Raw genomic sequence first — 15,699 nt, forward strand, 5'->3', positions numbered from 1 at the left:
TATGCGTCGCATTAGCTACCCGATTATGGGCTTGATTGCTGTTCTGGGAGCGGTAGGGGCCTACGCCGGGACGCATAGCCTGGTGATCAACGGTAAATCGCCCATTATTCCCACCCCGATCCTAGGTGTCATTTTCCTAGCTGCCGCGGTTTACCTGTGGGTGCAAGGACGTCGCGTGCTCAAATTAAAGCGCGGTCAGTACACCGAAATGACCCCTACTGGGGCTTTCAAAGTTGCGGTTATGTGCCATTCCAGTGCCTACACTTCCAGCCTTTTTATTGGCGTCCTAGGGGCCCTGTTAACCTATGGGACCACCCGCTGGGAAGCAGAGACCTTCCGGGCCCTAAGCATTGCTTCCATCTACGGCCTAGTAGGTGCCATCGTCCTACTGGTCGTGGCCCTGATTGTGGAACACTGGTGCCTGCTAGATAAAGACAATGAGTCGGGATCAGAGACGAACCGGGAAGGAAACCCCGTTGACTTTCCCCGGCGTGCCACTTCCTAACCGCCGTTTTCATCGCGTAAGTTTTTTCTTATGGCAACACCTCAGGATCCGAACTCACCAAAGCGACCAGCACGACCAGTAGGCTCAAGTGCGGGCAAAAGTGGGAAGCGACCCGCGGCCGGGCGCCCCAAAACGCCGTTGGATCCCGAAGAATTTTTAAGCCCCAAAAAGAAATCCGGTCCCCCCAGTGCCAGTGCACAACCGGATTCGAAACCAAAAGCCTCATCAGCTAAGTCAGAGTCCCAAACGCCTGACCCTAAACCCATGAGTGTTTGGGAACAAGCCCGTCGATCCGCCCAAATGAGCGATGAGGAACTAGCTGCCGAAGCTGCCCGCCTGCGTGCCGGTCGACCCGCCCCACGAACTGGAAAACCAAGCCCGCGAGGTGAAAAGCCCGCCCCCAGAAGCGGAAAAGCGGTCTCGAACGCTCGCGCACCACGCGGGAAAGGCCCAGCCGTCCCCGGAACCTCAGGTAGAGGTGGAGCTGCATCCTCAGGCCGAGGCGGAGCCGGAACCACACCTAGAGGCACCGCAGGTAAAAAAGCGGGTGCGAAGGGCGCTCCCGCTCGTCCGCAACAGACCAAAGCAGTCCCCGGGAAAGGCGGTCAAGGAAGGCCCGTATCCGGGAAAGCCGGACAGGCTAAAGCCACCAAAAAACGCCCCGTATCGGGAGTGCGACCGGCGGCCTCGCCCACAGAAAACGCCCCCCGCAAACCTAGCCTAATCACCCGCTACCTGACCCCCAAGCAGGGTCTAGCGAACCTGCCAATCCTAGAAAAAACCGCCTGGATCATCCTCTACGTGGTGATTATCGCGGGCATCCTAGGGGCCCTAGTGCTGGGCGGGATCAAACTATTCGGCCAGCCCGAAACGCACGACCCAGAGACTGGCCTGCCAAAGCCGCCTTCGACCTCGGAAGTGCCCATGAAGGTCTACCGCTGCGACCCGAAAGACGTCAAAGCCGTCCTTGAAGTAGCCAACCCGGTCGCGCAGTTCGGGCAGCCCGTTGATTTCAACCTGACCCTCACGAATGAGAGTTCCTACCCGTGCACGCTGGAAGCCTCCAGCGATGACCTGATGGTGAAAGTAACCAGCGGGGAAGACACCTACTATGAGTCTCAATGTGGCACGCCAGAGGTTAAAGTGCCCTCGATCATGCTGGATCCGAAGGCCAGTTACCAGCGGCAGATCGTTTGGAAAGCCCACACCACCAAGGGTGAGTGCCAGTTTGGGGACCCGGCTCCGGCGGGTACTTACAAGGCCAGTTTGAGCGTGCGAACCCTACCGGAACTCAAGTCCGAGGTCGCTTTCACCATCCGCTAGCTAGTGGCCGAAACCCGATTGACCCCCGCGCTAGCGTGAAGCGTGCTCCGCTATCGGGCCCTTTTAGTAGTCAGTTATGACTATTTTTGCCCTTACCCTAGCGCAAAGGCAACGGCCTCTTTGAGCGAGCTGACCGGGGTCACTTTCATGCCCTTCGGCGCAAACTGCGGCTGGAAACCCTGCGAGGGCACCAGCGCCTGCTTAAAACCAAGCCGCGCGGCCTCGCTCAAGCGACGCTGCATGCCGCTAACGGAACGCAGCTGACCGGTCAGGCCCACTTCGCCGATCGCCACCAGATCCGCTTTCGGGGATCGGTCCGAGGCCGCAGAAATCAGCGCCAAAGCTAGGCACAGGTCCACCGCCGGTTCGGTAGTTTTAGCGCCACCCACGGTTGAAACATAAACTTCCAGCGAAGAAAAATCGATCCCCAGGCGGGCCTGGCAAACCGCCAACATCATCGCGACCCGGGAGTTATCTACGCCCGAGGTCGTTCGGCGCGGGGAGCCTGCCCCCGCCCGGGCCACTAGCGCCTGCAGCTGGGTGGCTAGGGGGCGCCGGCCCTCCAAGGTCACGGTGACGCAAGTACCGGGAACCTGCGCGGCGACCTCGTCAAGGAATAATCCGGACGGATCGGCCAAGCCCTTAATGCCAGCGTCGGACATTTCAAAACAGCCGACCTCGTCGGTGGCGCCGTAACGGTTCTTGATAGCGCGTAGGAGGCGCAGCTGGGCGTGGCGTTCGCCCTCGAAGTGGCAGACCACGTCCACTAGGTGCTCGAGGACGCGCGGGCCCGCGATATTACCGTCCTTGGTTACGTGTCCCACCAGTAGGACGGGGACGTTTTGCTGTTTGGCTACCGCAATCAGGGCACTGGCAACAGCGCGCACCTGGGCGATACCGCCGGCGCTGCCTTCGACATTCGCGCTGAACATGGTCTGGATGGAGTCAATGACTACCAGGGAAGGCTGGTGGGCTTCAATATGGCCCAAGATGGCCCCTAGTTCGGTTTCTGAAGCTAGGAGTAGGTCTTCGTCTAGGGCTTCAATGCGTTCGGCGCGTAGGCGGACCTGGGCGGCTGATTCTTCACCGGTAATGTAGAGGACCGGGTTCTTTTGGTCGGCCCGCGACTGGGCGGCAGCCTTGGCGCTGACTTCCAGCAGGAGCGTGGACTTACCGACGCCCGGTTCGCCGGTCAGGAGGATGACGGCCCCGGGGACGATCCCGCCACCTAGGACGCGGTCTAGTTCACTGACGCCAGTGGAACGGCGGGCGGTCAGGTGTGCCGAGATCTCATTAATGGGTTTTGCCGCACTTTTTGGCGCTAGGGCAGTCACGGGACCGGTGGCGGTTTGGGCGGTGGGAGTGTGCTCTTCAAGCGTTGACCAGGCTTGACATTCGCGGCATTGGCCCACCCATTTGGTGGTTTGCCAACCGCATTCGGTGCACTGATAGGAAGTCTTTGATTTGGCCATGTAAAAACAGTACACGTTATCTGAATCTTGGGTGGGAGATTTACACAGATTGAGGATTGACTTAAACTTAGGTAGTTAATGATTTTTATCGAGGAGGGTCCTCAGTGCCATTCCTACATTCGACTAGTCGTAGGGCCCGGGTGCAACGCCCGATCTTGCTAACGCTGTTCACCATCTTGGTTGCTTTCGTGACCGTGGCGGCTTTCGTGGCGCACGCCCTAACGGATATTCGAGAGATAAAAATCGCTAAGACTGCCGGTAAAGCAGTTAGCCAGTCAATCCCGGATGTCGAAGCCGGTCGTTCCCTAACTTTCCTGCTGGTTGGTACGGACGCCCGTGAGGGTAAAGAAAACCTTGAGATTGGCGGTGGCGACGATGAGAGTGCCCGCGCTGATACCACCATTGTGGTCAAGATTTCGGCGGACCGTAAACGGATTTACATGGCTTCAATGCCTCGCGATGCGCTAGTCGATATCCCCGAGTGCGAACTGAGCAATGGGGTAGTGGTACCGGCTAGACGTGACGCCATGTTCAACACGGCTTTCGGTTTTGCCTGGTCCAATGGTGATAAGAGCATTGCCGATGGCGTGGCCTGTGCCGCTAAGACCTTCCATGAGGTCACCGGGATCCACCTTGATGGCGTGGTCGTCGCTGACTTCGCCGGGTTCGCCAAGGTCGTTAATGCGATCGGTGGCGTGAATGTTTGTCTAGCTGAGCCCTTTAAACCGCACTCAGTTGGTGACTTCCAGCTGCCTGCCGGGGAAAGCCACCTAAACGGCATGGAAGCGATCCAGTTCGTGCGTGCCCGTAAGGGTGTGGGTGATGGCTCTGATACTCAGCGTCAGGTTCGCCAGCATTACTTCTTGCGTAATGTTTGGGCTCGCGTAGAAGCGCAGGGGATCCTCTCTAATCCGTTGAAGACCTTGGAACTGATTAACTCGGTTCAGGACATGTTGCAGTTCAGTGAGTCCATCTCCAGCGCCACCACTCTGGGCGGTTTGGCTTATGCCCTTCGTAACCTGTCCATGGATGACATTATTTCCCTGCGGGTACCCTTCGAACCGGAAGGTAACCGTGTGGTTTTGACTTCTGATGCGGTAAAGGTCTGGGAGCAGTTCATGCCCACCACCTTGGCTGAGGAAGAAGCTGCTGAACTGGCTAAGCAGCAAGAGCAGCAGCATCAGCAGCCGGCCAATACGGATTCGGCAACCCCGTCTGAGCCCGCGCAGGAAACCGGTTCAGAATCTGGACAGCAGACTCCGAAGCAGCCGGCCCAAGAGGAGGAAGAGCAGCCTAAGTCCGGTTCGGATTCGGATGCTTCTGATGACGAGGTCGCTAAGACCCCGGCAGCACCCTCACTTCCCGATGGTTCTAAGGAACATAAGGAAGAGGACAACCTGGGCCTACTGCACTGCCCTCAAGATCACTGAGCTGCACTAAGCGGTAACGGCACTTAGGTGCGTTAAGTCTTAATAAGGAAAATGCCACCCCTGCGGGTGGCATTTTTTGTTTACGGGCGGCGACCGAAGGCGTCCAGTAGGGCGGAGTCGCCGGAAACGATCAGGATGTCGTCGCGATCCACGCGGGTTTCCTTGGTGGCGTATTCGAACTGCTGGCCGGGGGACATAACGCCAATGATCTTCACGCCGTACTTGGACTGTACTTCCGATTCGGCAATGGTGAAGCCCTGAATTTCGCGCGGGGGCAGCATCTTCACGACGGCGAAGCCGTTACGTTCTAGTTCGATGTAGTCCAGCATGCGGCCACCAACTAGGTGGGCGGTACGCTGGCCGGCGTCGAATTCGGGGTAGACCACGTGGTGGGCGCCAATGCGTCGCAGGATGCGGCCGTGTTCGGGCGAGGTCGCTTTAGCCCAGATTTCTACGTTCCCTAGGTCGACTAGGTTCGCGGTGATTAGCACGGAGGCTTCTAGGGAGGTGCCCACGCCGACGACGGCGGTGGTGAAGTCGGCGGCCCCGACCTGTTTGAGGGCGTCGGCGCTGGTGGCGTCTGCCTGCACTAGGGGGATGCGTCCGGTCCAGCGTTCGGCAACTGCGGGGTCTTGTTCGACCACTAGGATTTCTTGGCCTAGGCGGTCTAGGGTGGCGGCCACGGCGGAGCCAAATCGTCCTAGTCCGATCACTAGGGTTGAGGCGTCATTGCGGGAGCGGTCTGCCATGGCGTTTCCTTCTTTCTTTGAACCTGTGTGCAGTTTAAAGCTTTTGGTTTGGTTTCGCTGGTCGTTTGCTGGGGGCCGAGGTGGTTTCGCGTTCCGTTACCGGTTTTGGTGCCCGGCTGGCTTTGGCGTTTTGGGGCTAGCCAATGGCGGGGCTTTCGGGCGGGTAACGGAAGAGTCGCAGGTGCTGGCGCATGGCCAGGGCGGCGGCTACGGTCATGGTGCCGGTACGGCCGGCGAACATGAGGGCGGTGAAGACGTACTTGGGCCCGTCCGCGAGGGCTGGGTCCATGGCTATGCCGGTGGACAGGCCGACGGTACCGAAGGCCGATACTGATTCGAAGAGCAGCATGTCCAGGCTGTAGGCGGTCATCTGCATGAGGATCCACACGGCGGTGATGACGGTGATGGTGGAGATAATCGCAATGGACACGGCCACACGAATGGTTTCGGTGGGGATGCGGCGTTTGAAGGCTTCAATGTCGCGGTTACCGCGGGCTTCGGCAATGAACGCTAGGATCAGCACGGCCACGGTGGTGACCTTGAGGCCGCCGGCGGTTGATCCGGAGCCACCACCGATGAACATGAAGATGTCCTGCATTAGCCAGGTGGTACGTTTCATGCCGGAGATGTCTACGGCGGACAGTCCGGTGGAGCGGGTGTTCACGGCACCGAGGACGGTGTTGGCCATCTTCCCAGAGAAGCTTAGGGAACCGAAGGTGCGGGGGTTATTCCATTCGTTGAGGGGAATAACGATGGCAGAGATGGCCGCTAGGGAACCGTAGGTGGTTAGCGTGAGCTTGGTGTGTAGGGTCCACTTGGAGGGGCGACGTAGGTTTTCCCAGACGTCGTGGACTACGGGGAAGCCTAGGGCGCCAACGGTGGTGCCAACGGCGATGGGCATGAGCATCCACCAGTCTTCAACGTAGTGTCCGAGGCCTTGGTGGATGGTTTCAAAGCCGGCATTGTTGAAGGTGGAGATAGACATGAAGGTGGCGTGCCAAGCAGCTTCTAGGGTGCCTTCACCTAGGGTGAGGAAGCGGGGGAAGAAGACCGCGAACAGGATCCCTTCACACAGGGCAGAGGTGATAATAACGGCCCGGAGCATCATGCCGACGTCACCTAGGGATTCAGCTTTTCGTTCCGAGGCGGCCAGCATCTTTTGGGCTAGACCGATACGCCTAGAGACGGCCAGGGCCAGGATTGATGACAGGGTCATGATACCTAGACCGCCAACGGCAATACCGAGGGCGATCATGGCCTGCCCGAAGACGGACCAGTAGGTAATCGTGTCTTGGACTGACAGGCCGGTAACGCACACGGCAGAGGTGGCCGTGAAGAGCGCGTCGACGAAGCGGGGGACTTCCCCGGAGCGCGTGGAGATGGGTAGCATCAGCGCGCTGGTGATCAGCAGGATGAAGAGGGCAAAGACTCCTAGGGCTAGTCGCGCGGGTGAGGAACGTGCCGCCCGGTCTAGGGCGAACTTGAGTCGGTCCCGCATGGTGACCTTCTGACCGGGTTGCACGAAGGTTTCGGCCGTGTGGTAGACGACCGTATTTTCGGGGTCGATTTCCGGGTTCGGTTCGAAGGCCAGGGGGTGCGAAGCGGGGGTCCGCACCGTGCCTAGGGTCTGTTGGAGGGCATTCTTGGGTCGACGTGGGCTACGCCGGCGGTTAGTCCGCGGGTTGGGGTTGCCCATGTGTTCACCTGCCTCCGTTTTGGTCCTGGGTCCCTGCGTGGTCCGGTTACTACCGTTTCTGGTTGGCTTTTGGGGCCATCCCGGTAGTGGTTTTCGGGCCGCTAGTATTCTAGCTTAGTCGCTGTTTGGGGGAGTAGCTTAAATAGTGCTGAGTTTTTATGTCTATTTTTGTCACTTTGGTATAAGATTGCCCCTGTAATCACTACTGTCACACTTTTTGTGTGCTGTCTTTCAAGCGTGAGATGGGATCAATATGTCACAGCCACCACGGCCAAAATTGGCTACCGTTGCAGAGATCGCGGATTTACTTCGCGTCTCAAAAATGACGGTTTACCGCATGATTCATGATGGTGAGCTCCCTGCGATCCGGGTTGGTAGGTCTTTCCGGGTACCGCAGACGGTGGTTGATCAACTGCTTGATCAGAGTGGTAATCACTGGGCCGATGAGCGCCAGAACGCAATTGGCGAGTAAAATAGGTTCCGCTGTCCTAATGCTTCCCGCGTGAGCGGGGGAGTGTTCCGTACTTTAAGAATATGAGGAGGGCCAAATGGGCTCCGTAATTAAGAAGCGTCGCAAGCGCATGGCGAAGAAGAAGCACCGCAAGTTGCTGCGTAAAACTCGCCACCAGCGTCGTAACAAGAAGTGAGTTTGAGGCGTTTATTTAACGCCGTTAACCACTAGGTTACTTAAAGCGAACCCCACCCCGTGACGGAAATATCCGTCCGACGAGGTGGGGTTTTGGCTTTTCTTTATCAGTTTTCCTTCTTGGATTACATGCCACCGAAGAGCACGCCGGCCCCGTAGGTCAGGGCCAGACCTAGCGCGCCACCGATTACGAGGCGGACTACTGCGCGTCCCGGATCGGTTTCGGATAGTTTGGCGGAAATCCAGCCCGTTAAGCCCAGCGTCGCTAGGGTGACGGCTACGACCACCACTGCCTGAACGGAGGTGGGGGCTAGTACGGCTGCTAGTAGCGGTAGGGCCGCACCGAGGGTGAAGGAAAGGGCCGAGGATCCCGCTGCCGCCCAGGGGCTGGTTAGTTCTTCCCCGTCAATACCTAGTTCTAGGCGTAGGTGGACGGGTAGGGGATTGCCGGATTCGACCTCGGAAACGGCCTGTTCGGCGGTGGCCTCACTCATCCCGTAGGACATGAAGATCTGTTTTAGCTCTTCGTGTTCTTCCTTGGGTAGTTCTTCAAGTTCCCATTTTTCTTTGGCGATCAGGAACTTTTCGCTGTCCCGCTGGGCAGAGACGGACACGTATTCGCCTAGGGCCATTGAGACGGCCCCGGCGACTAGGGAGGCAATACCGGCGGTGATGATCGTGCTGGTGCTGGCTTGGGCGCCGATGATAGCCAGCAGTAGGGCCGCTACGGAAACAATGCCGTCATTGGCCCCTAGGACGCCCGCACGTAGCCAGTTCAGTTTTGAGGCGTGCGAGGAAGAGTGGGCTTCCTTGAGGTGTTCAAGGGTGGGCATTTGAACCTCCAATTTCTTTCAGGTTAGCCTTGCTTAGCTAAGGGCTACCTAAGTAAAAATCGTTGAAATTTCAACGAAAAATCGATGTTCAGATAACCATAAGGCACAACTGAAAGAAAAGCTAAAGATACCCGGAACAGACCTGATGAGGTCGCTCACGAAAAGGTCAGATCAGAGCCAGCGAGTGAAGTGGGTACGCAAAGAACGTAGCAGTAGCGTGCCCACGGTGGTCTGCAGGATCCGCCGAACCAACTTCTTCAGATCAAAACGACGGGACGTGAACTGAGCGATCGGCCAATCATTATCAATCGCCACCAGGCGCAACAGCGGCTCCGGATTAATTGCGCAGGGATTACCCACCGTTTCTAAGAGGGGTAAGTCATTGATCGAATCCCCGTAGGCAAAAGAAGACTTCAAATCTAGGTCGCGCCTAGAAGCCAGTGACACTGCCGCCATGGCTTTACCGCGCAGGTGCATAATGCCAGATTCTAGTTCCGGTAGGAAGCGGTTATGACCATCGGTTTTAACTCTGGTACCCAGTGAACCGGTAGCCCCCATCTTGCGGGCAATGGTTTCAGAAACCTGGGTGGGGGTGGCCGAAATCAGCCAAACCTCATGCCCTAGCTCTAGGTGGCGGTCAAGGATTGCGCGGGTTCCGGGGATAATCCGGTGAGAGAAAATCTTGCCGTAGAGTTCATCAACAATTTCTTCGAGCTCTTCGGCGCTGTGCCCAGCCATTACGTCTAGGCCACGCTGCACTACCCGGTTAATGCTGCGCTTATCTTCACCCAGTAGGCGGTAGAGCAGGGCGTGTCGGGCAGCAAAGAAAATATCGCGCTTGCCAAAGAAGTTTCGTTTATAGAGGGCTTTAGCTACTTGGAAAGCTGAGGCACCCTTGATCAGCGTCTGGTCGATATCGAAAAATGCGGCGGCCTTCTTACCCGGTGCGGGGGTCACAGTTGCGCGTTTAAAAATCCGCTTGATCTGCGACTTAGAAGGCTTGTTGTTCATGTGATCTAGATTAACGCCCAAAAAGTACAGAATCTAGGTTCAACGCCCTAAACGAAACCAATCAACCAAAGAAACCTAAGCGGTAGCACGACCGGGCGCGCATCTGAGACACTAAACCCATGACTCACACCATTGTTCACGTAATGCGCCACGGCGAGGTCCACAATCCTGAAGGCGTACTCTACGCCCGATTACCCGGATTCTCATTGAGCCAACTGGGTTTCCAGATGGCCCAAAAGGGCGCTGACTTCTTTACTGAACATGGTTCCGATATTGCGGTCGTAAAAGCCTCACCCCTACTTCGAGCCCAGCAGACCGCCCTCCCGACAGCTAAGGCTTACGGGCTGGAAGTGCAGTCCGATCCGCGACTAATCGAAGCGGCGAACGTCTTCGAGGGCCAGTCTTTGCACCGAGACCGTTCGGTCCTGTGGCGGAACGGAAACTGGAAGTACCTGCTAAACCCGCTACGCCCTTCTTGGGGAGAGCCTTTCACCGCCCAGGTTGACCGGATGCGTGCGGCAGTCTCTGATGTCATTGACGAGGCTTGGGGCCGGCAGGCACTGCTGGTATCGCACCAGTTACCGATTTGGTTACTGCGTTCTTTTGCCGAGGGACGTCCCCTAGTTCACGACCCACGTAAGCGCGAGTGTGCCTTGGCTTCCGTGACGACCCTGCATTTTGATGAGCACACCCTAGTGGGGGTTGAGTATGCGGAGCCTAGTGCGTCCCTGATGGCGCAGGCTACCGATATGACACCGGGTGCTTCTAAGGCTGCCGTAAATAAAGGCTAGTTTAGGCTTTCGAATCAGTTATCCGAGTCAGTATCGGCATTCGACTGCGAGTCAGTTTCAGAATCCGCTGGTCGGTCGCTTTCAGGTTCCGCCTGCGGGTTAGGGGTATTTGAATCCTGCGATTCTGGGCCCTGAGCGTCAGCGTCGGAGTCTTCAGTTTTGGACTGTTCACTGGCACGTTGGCGACGTTCGGCCGCTTTCTGCTGATCGCGCTGCTCTTGGAGTTTTTGACGCATTAGTTCGCGTTCAATCCGGGCCAGGTATTCCGGGTCATCATCTGGACCTAGAGGCTGGTGGCTTTCTTCCACGGCCGGTTTTTGAATCCCGATTTCGCGCGCTAAATCTAGGGGAGTGGGGCTTTTTTCGCCCTCTTTATGACGTTCAATGCGCAGCAGCACAATCCATGCCAGCGGTCCCAAAGCGATCGTGGCGGTCAGCAGGATGATCATGATCCACATGGGCTTCGGCAGCTTAGCTGGCATCTTTTCTGAATCAGTCATTGCGCACTCAATCAGCGCATAGAGCGCTAGCACTACTAGACCGACAATCAGGATTACCCTAGGCATTTTTCAGAAAACTCCTTAGCCACTAACTGGTTCAAAAATCCACTCTACCGCAGAAGCCTAACTTAACTGCAGGTAAGCGTGACCCTCTCACCTTAGAGCGCACTGAGCAGCAGCCCAATCCCCAGCAACAGTGAATACAACAGCGTGTAAAGACCAGTATTACGCAGGGTAACGATCAACTTTCGCCCCTGCGCCTTCCCGCGCACTACCGGCAGCGAAAGCAAAGGCACCCCTAGCACTGAGGGCAGGAACAGCAATGCACCCCACCAGTTCCAGGAATACCAAGCCGCCGTGCTAGGTCCAGAAGCCAAAACCGCAATCAAACCAAGCACCCAAGCGGCCACCAAAATCTGTGCGTAAGCCTTCCGGGCCTTAGATTCGCCCAAACGCACAGCCAGGGTTTTCTTTCCGGCTACCCGGTCGGTAGGAATATCGCGGATATTGTTGATCATTAGTAGGTCGGCGCTTAGTAGGCCCACCCCGGCGGCAATCAACCAGGTCCACCACGGAGCCGCATGAGCCTGCGTCCACAAAGTACCCTGCGTGGCTAAGAAACCGAAGCACAGGATCACCATGACTTCGCCAAAACCCAGGTACCCGTAGGGTTTCTTTCCGCCCGTGTAGAACCAGGCGGCAATCACGGCCAAAATTCCGAAGATCAGCAACCACCAGTCGCCACTCAGGGCCAGCAGGATCAGGCCCATGAGTCCGGCAAAACCGAAGCACCCCAGGGCTACCCTTAGGACGGTCTTGGCGGGCACCAGCCCAGAGGCAGTCAGGCGTAGCGGCCCGACGCGTTGATCGTCAGTGCCGCGGATCCCATCCGAGTAGTCATTCGCGAAGTTCACGCCCACCTGTAAGCCCAGCGCCACTAGGGCGGCTAGGAAGGCCCGCAGGAGGCTCCCGGAACCTAGCGTGTAGGCGGCACAGGTGCCAAGGAATACGGGAGCAACGGCGGCGGGAAGGGTACGCAGGCGCGCGCCCTCGAGCCAGTCATTGAAGGTGACCTTCCGTTTCATGGTGTCCTTTCGGATCGATTTCGCAGCTTTGACTATTAGCGGGAATAGTTTACGCCCGCGCGGCTAGTGCTGGCGGTTTTGATAGCTCTGGGCCAAGTACTGACTTGCCCGATTACGGTCCGGTTTCCCAATCCCTTTCAGCGGGATCGAACCGGCCCACAGGTAGTGCTTGGGGACCGCGGGTGCGTCCACCAGCTGCCGGACGTGCTCATTGAGGCTCTCGATTTCTTCTTCCGAGGCCGCCCACGTCTTAGCCGAATAGGCCGTACTTTCCATGCCCTCAGGAAGTTCTTCCAGCTCGGGCACGATCAGTGCGCACACCATCTGCCCCCATTCTTCGTCCGCGACCGGGCAGACCAGCGCGTCTTGAATCTCCGGGTGGGAGGTCAGGGCCTTTTCGACCAGGGCCGGGTCAATCTTGAGTCCGCCCGTGTTGATCAGGTAGTCGTAGCGTCCCGTGACTTTCAGGGGTGGCCCGGCTTCTCCCAGGTCGCTGGTGAGCCACCAGGTGCGGCCGTGCTCGTCCTCGTAGAGGTCGTCTTCTACCGTCAGGTAGCCGCAAAAGAGCGTGGGCCCGGTAATGGCAATGCGTCCCGTATTGGGGTCCAGGCTGGCTAGGGTGGCCGGCTCAGTGGGGATGGGGTGACCGTTATAGAAGCAGCCGCCCGCAGTTTCAGAAGCCCCATAGGTGGTGGTCACCTTGACCCCCAGGTTGGCTGCCTTTTCCAGCAGTTCCGAGGTAGCCGGCGCACCACCCAGCAGGATCATCTCGTAGCGTTGTGCGGCCTTGGTGCCCTCTTCCGTGTCCAGGAGGCGTTTTAGCTGCGTGGGTACTAGGGAGGTGAAGGCTGGGCCGGGGGTCAGGTCATTGGTGGTGTTAATGAAGGACTGGGTGAACTCGCCCTCGCAAATGGCCCACAGGTGGGATTCGCCCCAGCCCATTTCTTCTGCCAGCGTGGCGCGGGCCAGTACTAGTAGGCCCGCAATGTGGGCGGGGGATAGGGGTAGGACCCAGTGGGTTTCCACCTGGTTTACCGGCGTTGAGTCATCCCGTGATTGTGCTAGGAAATTCCAGGTTCCCTGGATGGAGGCGCGTAGCGCTTCCCGACTTAGGCAGACGATCTTTCCGTCCTGCGCGGTAGAACCAGAAGTGCGCGTCAGCAGGGCGGCGTGATCCCAGTGAGCCGGGGGACCGTCGGGATGAAACTCCAGCGCGCGCATGCCCACCTGTGTGAGGACTGTTTCCGCGTCCTCGTCAGCGGCAATGGGAAGGAGGACCGGGTACCCGTCGATAGCTTCGGGGCCGGTCCAGTAGGTGCGAATAAAATCCGCCAGGTCCAGCAGTTCATCCGCATGGAAGGTAGCGGGCAGGGCCCACACTTTCCGCCCCCACAGGGTCAGCAGTGGCTGACGCTCAAGTAGTTCCACGGCAGGCGGCTGCTGCCCCGGGTGTGGCTTCTTCGGGGGCTGCGCGTCAGGTGCGGGAGTATTACTGGTCAAAATGGGGCCTAGGTTTTAGAAGTAGTAGGGGTAGTCGGACCAGTCCGGCTGGCGACGCTCAAGGAAAGCATCGCGGCCCTCTTGGGCTTCCTCGGTCATGTAGGCCATGCGGGTCGCTTCCCCGGCAAAGACCTGCTGGCCCGCTAGGCCATCATCTGCCAGGTTGAAAGCAAACTTGAGCATACGGATGGCCTGCGGGGACTTGGTGGCAATGGTGCGCGCCCAGGCAAGGGCCGTATTTTCTAGCTCGGCGTGCGGTACGGCGCGGTTGACCACACCCCAGTTGGCGGCATCCTGGGCGGAATATTCTTCCGCTAGGAAGAAGATCTCCCGGGCCCGCTTATCCCCACACTGGCGGGCCAGCAGGGCCGAACCGTAACCGGCATCGAAAGAACCCACATTCGCGTCAGTCTGCATAAAACGCGCGTGCTCTAGGGAGGCGACGGACAGGTCGCAGACCACGTTCAGGGAGTGCCCGCCCCCGGCGGCCCAACCGTTAACGCACGCGATAACCACCTTGGGCATGGTGCGAATCAGGCGCTGGACTTCCAGAATGTGTAGGCGACCCGCGCGGGCCGCATCTACCTGGCGACGACGCGTATCTAGGTCGGCGGTGGGGTCCGCGTCGGCGTCCTCGTAACGGTAACCGTCTTTACCGCGGATACGCTGATCCCCGCCGGAACAAAAACCGTAGCCGCCATCTTTGGGGCTGGGGCCGTTCCCGGTCAGTAGTACGGCGGCAACGTCACCGCTCATGCGGGCGTGATCCAGGGTGCGGTAGAGCTCATCGACGGTGGCGGGACGGAAGGCGTTGCGGATCTCGGGCCGGTCAATGGCGATGCGCACTACCGGCAGGTCGGCACCTTCCGGGGCCCCGTCAAGTTCCGGTCCACGAGAGATCCCCCGGTGGTAAGTTACCTCTTTTAGGTCGCTAAATTCGGGGATTTCACGCCAGCGGGCCGGGTCGAAAGTATCTGAAACGAAGGGTAGTGCACTCATGGGTCAAGTGTAACAATCTGGGCGACTTTCCGGGTGGGCAGGTAACCTGTTGTGCATGCTTGCTTACCTGTTGAAAACTTATGCCAATAACGGTCAGATGGTGCTGCGTTTCCGTCTGCTTGACCAGGACGGGCAGCCCCTGCCGGCCGTTGAGGATCCGGCGAATCCGCTGCCGGAAACCTCAAAGACGGCCCGTTACCTGGATGTGCACCCGGGGCAGCAACTACAGGTGAAGCCTACGGGGCAGCGTCGTTGCGTGGGGCATTCGCGCCTGCAGCCCGATGGGACTTTTCTGTACGTGCCCTGCCGGACGGCCCGAGTAATCGACAAGAGCACGCAGTGTTTCCCTTGCCGTCGCGCGGATCAGTCCATGTTGATCCACCGGACTCCGCGGGAGCGCGCCAGTGAGGCGCTGGTGAAGTATCTGGATGTGCCGCACTTCTTGTATGTGGCCACTTTTGCGGACGGGACTAGCAAGGTGGGGACTTCCCGTTCCCTGCGGGGCATGAATCGTTGGGTTGAGCAGGGTGCGGTGATGGCGCAGCGTCTGGGCGAGTACCCCGATGGTTGGGCGGTTCGCCAGGCGGAAGATGCGGTTAGTGGCGGTTGTGCCCTGACCCAGCAGGTGCGTTCGTCCCGGAAGGCTGCCTCTTATGTGGCGGGGACGGCCCTCGAGGTGGAAGAACTTGAGGACGTTTGTGTGGATGCGGCTCGGCAGGCCCTTCAGGTTTTGGACCCGCTTGGTTTGCGCGGGGACGAGGCGGATGGCCCGGGTAGTTTCCTGGGTAGCCCTTGGCAGAACGAGGTCGCGCTGGACTACCTGCAGGAAGGTTTCCTGGCGAACCCGCAGGTTCCGCAGGGTCGCGTGGACTTAAAGAAGCAGGGCGGGCCTTGGCACCTACAACAGTTGGTGGGTACGACTGGTTTCTTAACCCCCGGCGGTGCGGGCGCTTCCGCTGATGCGGGTGCGTCGGTGCCCGCTGAGGGTCCGGTTTCGGCCGCTGATTTCGGGGCTTTGAAGGCGATCGAAGTGGAATTGGACGTTCTTTAACACCTTCATTTGGGTTTCGGCCACCAAAAATAGTGTCAAATTCTGTCTACTTTTTCACTTTTTTTGCAAGAAGTACCATTTTTTAATGGATAATGGTTTTCATTTGCC

17 protein-coding genes are annotated in these 15,699 nt (G+C 58.4%); 7 read left to right on the plus strand and 10 right to left on the minus strand.

The features are described 5' to 3' along the window. The first annotated feature begins 1 nt into the window (after position 1). On the plus strand, positions 2-505 hold the full coding sequence (locus BSR28_RS05710) for a DUF3180 domain-containing protein (protein ID WP_073713593.1): 504 nt from the start codon (positions 2-4) through the stop codon (positions 503-505). Between the two features lie 41 nt (positions 506-546). Here BSR28_RS05710 and BSR28_RS05715 read toward each other — a convergent pair whose 3' ends face one another. Next, the gene (locus BSR28_RS05715) at positions 547-771 is read right to left on the minus strand and encodes a hypothetical protein (protein WP_073713594.1); all 225 of its coding nucleotides are present in this window, start codon (positions 769-771) and stop codon (positions 547-549) included. Here BSR28_RS05715 and BSR28_RS05720 point away from each other — a divergent pair. Beyond that, a complete protein-coding gene (locus tag BSR28_RS05720; protein WP_073713595.1) occupies positions 770-1,828 on the plus strand; it encodes a hypothetical protein in 1,059 nt (352 codons plus the stop codon). The genes BSR28_RS05715 and BSR28_RS05720 overlap by 2 nt on opposite strands. 92 nt (positions 1,829-1,920) lie before the next feature. Here BSR28_RS05720 and radA read toward each other — a convergent pair whose 3' ends face one another. Continuing rightward, on the minus strand, positions 1,921-3,300 hold the full coding sequence (gene radA, locus BSR28_RS05725) for a DNA repair protein RadA (protein ID WP_073713596.1): 1,380 nt from the start codon (positions 3,298-3,300) through the stop codon (positions 1,921-1,923). A gap of 104 nt (positions 3,301-3,404) precedes the next feature. Between radA and BSR28_RS05730 the strand changes: the two genes are divergently transcribed. Further along, positions 3,405-4,730, plus strand: coding sequence for an LCP family protein (locus BSR28_RS05730; protein WP_083563119.1), 1,326 nt, complete (start codon positions 3,405-3,407; stop codon positions 4,728-4,730). Positions 4,731-4,810: 80 nt separating this feature from the next. Here the strand turns inward: BSR28_RS05730 and BSR28_RS05735 are convergent, their stop codons facing one another. Together BSR28_RS05735 and BSR28_RS05740 are read right to left on the minus strand one after the other, a co-directional pair. Next, entirely contained in the window at positions 4,811-5,479 is a 669-nt protein-coding gene (locus BSR28_RS05735; protein ID WP_073709327.1) for a potassium channel family protein, read from the minus strand. Between the two features lie 136 nt (positions 5,480-5,615). Continuing rightward, positions 5,616-7,175 (minus strand): TrkH family potassium uptake protein, encoded by a 1,560-nt coding sequence (locus tag BSR28_RS05740; protein WP_083563121.1) that lies wholly within the window; start codon positions 7,173-7,175, stop codon positions 5,616-5,618. Between the two features lie 253 nt (positions 7,176-7,428). On the opposite strand from BSR28_RS05740, the gene BSR28_RS05745 reads away from it, so the two are divergent. Further along, a complete protein-coding gene (locus tag BSR28_RS05745) occupies positions 7,429-7,647 on the plus strand; it encodes a helix-turn-helix domain-containing protein (protein WP_073709325.1) in 219 nt (72 codons plus the stop codon). 76 nt (positions 7,648-7,723) lie between these two features. Beyond that, positions 7,724-7,822, plus strand: coding sequence for a 30S ribosomal protein bS22 (locus tag BSR28_RS05750; RefSeq protein ID WP_003792170.1), 99 nt, complete (start codon positions 7,724-7,726; stop codon positions 7,820-7,822). 124 nt (positions 7,823-7,946) lie between these two features. Here the strand turns inward: BSR28_RS05750 and BSR28_RS05755 are convergent, their stop codons facing one another. Then, entirely contained in the window at positions 7,947-8,654 is a 708-nt protein-coding gene (locus BSR28_RS05755; RefSeq protein WP_073709324.1) for a VIT1/CCC1 transporter family protein, read from the minus strand. 171 nt (positions 8,655-8,825) lie between these two features. Next, positions 8,826-9,665 (minus strand): HAD family hydrolase, encoded by an 840-nt coding sequence (locus tag BSR28_RS05760; RefSeq protein WP_073713598.1) that lies wholly within the window; start codon positions 9,663-9,665, stop codon positions 8,826-8,828. Positions 9,666-9,784: 119 nt separating this feature from the next. On the opposite strand from BSR28_RS05760, the gene BSR28_RS05765 reads away from it, so the two are divergent. Then, complete coding sequence (locus BSR28_RS05765) at positions 9,785-10,456, plus strand: histidine phosphatase family protein (protein ID WP_073713599.1); 672 nt, start codon at positions 9,785-9,787, stop codon at positions 10,454-10,456. 14 nt (positions 10,457-10,470) lie between these two features. Here the strand turns inward: BSR28_RS05765 and BSR28_RS05770 are convergent, their stop codons facing one another. The 4 genes from BSR28_RS05770 to BSR28_RS05785 form a co-directional block, all read right to left on the minus strand. Further along, the gene (locus BSR28_RS05770; RefSeq protein ID WP_073713600.1) at positions 10,471-11,022 is read right to left on the minus strand and encodes a hypothetical protein; all 552 of its coding nucleotides are present in this window, start codon (positions 11,020-11,022) and stop codon (positions 10,471-10,473) included. Between the two features lie 92 nt (positions 11,023-11,114). Beyond that, the gene (locus BSR28_RS05775) at positions 11,115-12,041 is read right to left on the minus strand and encodes a 1,4-dihydroxy-2-naphthoate polyprenyltransferase (protein ID WP_073713601.1); all 927 of its coding nucleotides are present in this window, start codon (positions 12,039-12,041) and stop codon (positions 11,115-11,117) included. Between the two features lie 63 nt (positions 12,042-12,104). Continuing rightward, the gene (locus tag BSR28_RS05780) at positions 12,105-13,541 is read right to left on the minus strand and encodes an AMP-binding protein (RefSeq protein WP_143237599.1); all 1,437 of its coding nucleotides are present in this window, start codon (positions 13,539-13,541) and stop codon (positions 12,105-12,107) included. Between the two features lie 15 nt (positions 13,542-13,556). After that, entirely contained in the window at positions 13,557-14,540 is a 984-nt protein-coding gene (locus BSR28_RS05785; RefSeq protein ID WP_073713603.1) for a 1,4-dihydroxy-2-naphthoyl-CoA synthase, read from the minus strand. A gap of 55 nt (positions 14,541-14,595) precedes the next feature. Between BSR28_RS05785 and BSR28_RS05790 the strand changes: the two genes are divergently transcribed. After that, on the plus strand, positions 14,596-15,591 hold the full coding sequence (locus BSR28_RS05790) for a DUF2797 domain-containing protein (RefSeq protein ID WP_073713604.1): 996 nt from the start codon (positions 14,596-14,598) through the stop codon (positions 15,589-15,591). The last annotated feature ends 108 nt before the right edge of the window (positions 15,592-15,699 follow it).

It is taken from the genome of Boudabousia liubingyangii (assembly GCF_001907245.1).
In the GTDB taxonomy this organism is placed as follows: domain Bacteria; phylum Actinomycetota; class Actinomycetes; order Actinomycetales; family Actinomycetaceae; genus Boudabousia; species Boudabousia liubingyangii.

Excerpts from the sequence above, each read along its gene's own strand:
- BSR28_RS05710 (WP_073713593.1), top strand. The coding sequence starts at position 2 with ATGCGTCGCATTAGCTACCCGATTATGGGCTTGATTGCTGTTCTGGGA.
- BSR28_RS05720 (WP_073713595.1), top strand. The coding sequence starts at position 770 with ATGAGTGTTTGGGAACAAGCCCGTCGATCCGCCCAAATGAGCGATGAG.
- BSR28_RS05715 (WP_073713594.1), bottom strand. The coding sequence starts at position 771 with ATGGGTTTAGGGTCAGGCGTTTGGGACTCTGACTTAGCTGATGAGGCT.
- radA (WP_073713596.1), bottom strand. The coding sequence starts at position 3,300 with ATGGCCAAATCAAAGACTTCCTATCAGTGCACCGAATGCGGTTGGCAA.
- BSR28_RS05735 (WP_073709327.1), bottom strand. The coding sequence starts at position 5,479 with ATGGCAGACCGCTCCCGCAATGACGCCTCAACCCTAGTGATCGGACTA.
- BSR28_RS05740 (WP_083563121.1), bottom strand. The coding sequence starts at position 7,175 with ATGGGCAACCCCAACCCGCGGACTAACCGCCGGCGTAGCCCACGTCGA.
- BSR28_RS05745 (WP_073709325.1), top strand. The coding sequence starts at position 7,429 with ATGTCACAGCCACCACGGCCAAAATTGGCTACCGTTGCAGAGATCGCG.
- BSR28_RS05750 (WP_003792170.1), top strand. The coding sequence starts at position 7,724 with ATGGGCTCCGTAATTAAGAAGCGTCGCAAGCGCATGGCGAAGAAGAAG.
- BSR28_RS05755 (WP_073709324.1), bottom strand. The coding sequence starts at position 8,654 with ATGCCCACCCTTGAACACCTCAAGGAAGCCCACTCTTCCTCGCACGCC.
- BSR28_RS05760 (WP_073713598.1), bottom strand. The coding sequence starts at position 9,665 with ATGAACAACAAGCCTTCTAAGTCGCAGATCAAGCGGATTTTTAAACGC.
- BSR28_RS05765 (WP_073713599.1), top strand. The coding sequence starts at position 9,785 with ATGACTCACACCATTGTTCACGTAATGCGCCACGGCGAGGTCCACAAT.
- BSR28_RS05770 (WP_073713600.1), bottom strand. The coding sequence starts at position 11,022 with ATGCCTAGGGTAATCCTGATTGTCGGTCTAGTAGTGCTAGCGCTCTAT.
- BSR28_RS05775 (WP_073713601.1), bottom strand. The coding sequence starts at position 12,041 with ATGAAACGGAAGGTCACCTTCAATGACTGGCTCGAGGGCGCGCGCCTG.
- BSR28_RS05785 (WP_073713603.1), bottom strand. The coding sequence starts at position 14,540 with ATGAGTGCACTACCCTTCGTTTCAGATACTTTCGACCCGGCCCGCTGG.
- BSR28_RS05790 (WP_073713604.1), top strand. The coding sequence starts at position 14,596 with ATGCTTGCTTACCTGTTGAAAACTTATGCCAATAACGGTCAGATGGTG.